Source organism: Micromonospora sp. S4605, from assembly GCF_003176715.1.
Lineage (GTDB): Bacteria > Actinomycetota > Actinomycetes > Mycobacteriales > Micromonosporaceae > Micromonospora > Micromonospora echinaurantiaca.
In genome coordinates this window covers 1-1783 of sequence record NZ_QGSW01000449.1, presented here as the reverse complement: position 1 = coordinate 1783, position 1783 = coordinate 1, and the positions used below count along the sequence as shown (strand labels likewise).

Below are 1783 nucleotides of genomic sequence, written 5' to 3'. Positions count from 1 at the left end.
GGGCCGCCCCGCGGTCGGGCCAGAGGATCGCCGCGCAGCCCTCGGGGCTGATCACCGAGTAGACCGCGTGCCGGCGGCCACACCCACCACCCCGGCCGGACCGCCGGCCGCCGGCGGGGACGGGCCGGCCCGGAGCACGGTGCGCTCGCCGATCGTGGGCACCTTCTACCGCGCCCCGGAACCCGGCGCCGCGCCGTTCGTCGCCGTCGGCGACCTGGTCCGGCCGGGCCAGGTGGTCGGCATCGTCGAGGCGATGAAGCTGATGAACGAGGTGACCGCGGACCGGGCCGGGCGGGTGGTCGAGGTGCTGGCCGAGGACGGCCAGCCGGTGGAGTACGACCAGCCGCTGGTCGCCCTGGAACCGGCCTGAGGTGGTGGCGATGTTCGAGAAGGTGCTGATCGCCAACCGGGGCGAGATCGCCCTGCGGGTGCTGCGGGCCTGCCGCGAACTGGGGGTGCGCACCGCGGTGGTCTACTCCAGCGCGGACGCCGACTCGACGCCGGTCCGACTCGCCGACGAGGCGGTCCGGATCGGGCCGGCGCAGAGCCGGCGCAGCTACCTCAACGCCGCGGCGATCGTCGAGGCGGCCCGGCAGGTCGGTGCGCAGGCGGTGCACCCGGGCTACGGGTTCCTCTCCGAGGACGCCGACTTCGCCGAGATCTGCGAGCAGAACGGACTGACCTTCATCGGCCCGCCGCCGCGGGTGATGGCCGAGCTGGCCGACAAGTCCTCCGCCCGGGCGCTGATGCGCCGGGCCGGGCTGCCGCTGCCGCCGGGCAGCGTCCGGCCGGTGCCGACGGCCGCGGCGGCGGTGGCGGTGGCCGCCGAGGTCGGCTACCCGGTGATCGTCAAGGCGGCCGCCGGCGGCGGCGGGCGGGGCATGACCGTGGTCCGCACCCCGGCGGACCTGCCCCGGGCCTACGCGCGCACCAGGGCGGCGGCGCAGGCGGTCTTCGGCGACGACCGGGTGTACGTCGAGCGGTACCTCACCGACGCCCGGCACGTCGAGGTCCAGGTGCTCTGCGACCAGCACGGCAACGGCGTGCACCTGGGCACCCGGGACTGCTCGGTGCAGCGCCGGCACCAGAAGCTGGTCGAGGAGGCACCGGCGCCGGCGCTCTCCACGGCCACCCTGGAGGCGATCGCGGCGGCCGCCCTGCACGGCGCCCTCGACGTCGGCTTCACCGGCGCCGGCACGGTCGAGTTCCTGGTCGACGCGGACGAGCGGTTCCACTTCCTGGAGATCAACTGCCGGATCCAGGTGGAGCACCCGGTCACCGAGATGATCACCGGGATCGACCTGGTGCACGAGCAGTTGCACATCGCCGCCGGGGTGCCGCTGCGGCTGCGACAGCAGGACGTCCGCCCGCACGGGGTGGCGGTCGAGTGCCGGGTCAACGTGGAGGACCCGGACCGCGACTTCGCCCCGACCCCCGGCCGGCTGGAGCGGTTCGTCCCGCCCGGCGGCCCGTTCACCCGGGTCGACACCCACGGCCATCCCGGCTACGTCGTCGGCCCGTACTACGACTCGCTGCTGGCCAAGGTGGCCGTCTGGGCGCCCGACCGGGATCTCGCCCTGAACCGGCTGGAGCGGGCCCTCGACGAGTTCGACATCGCCGGGCCGGGGGTGCGCACCACCATCCCGTTCGTCCGCCGGGTGCTCGACGATCCCGGATTCCGCAAGGGGCGCTACTCGACCGGCCTGGTCGACCGGCTGCTCGCCGCCCGGGACCCGGTCCGACCGGCCGCGCCGTCCGGGTCGCCGTCCTGTCGCTTATACAC

At 75.3% G+C, this 1783-nt stretch carries 1 protein-coding gene and 2 pseudogenes; 2 read left to right on the top strand and 1 reads right to left on the bottom strand.

What is annotated here, in order from left to right; all coding sequences use genetic code 11:
* Positions 1-124: pseudogene (locus DLJ47_RS38010) on the bottom strand (hypothetical protein); the annotation flags it as partial.
* Between DLJ47_RS38010 and accB the strand changes: the two are divergent.
* A pseudogene (gene accB, locus DLJ47_RS33880) lies at positions 71-370 on the top strand (acetyl-CoA carboxylase biotin carboxyl carrier protein); the annotation flags it as partial. The pseudogenes DLJ47_RS38010 and accB overlap by 54 nt on opposite strands.
* A 10-nt stretch (positions 371-380) precedes the next feature.
* A partial coding sequence (locus tag DLJ47_RS33875; RefSeq protein WP_109906267.1) for an acetyl-CoA carboxylase biotin carboxylase subunit occupies positions 381-1783 on the top strand: 1403 nt, incomplete at its 3' end.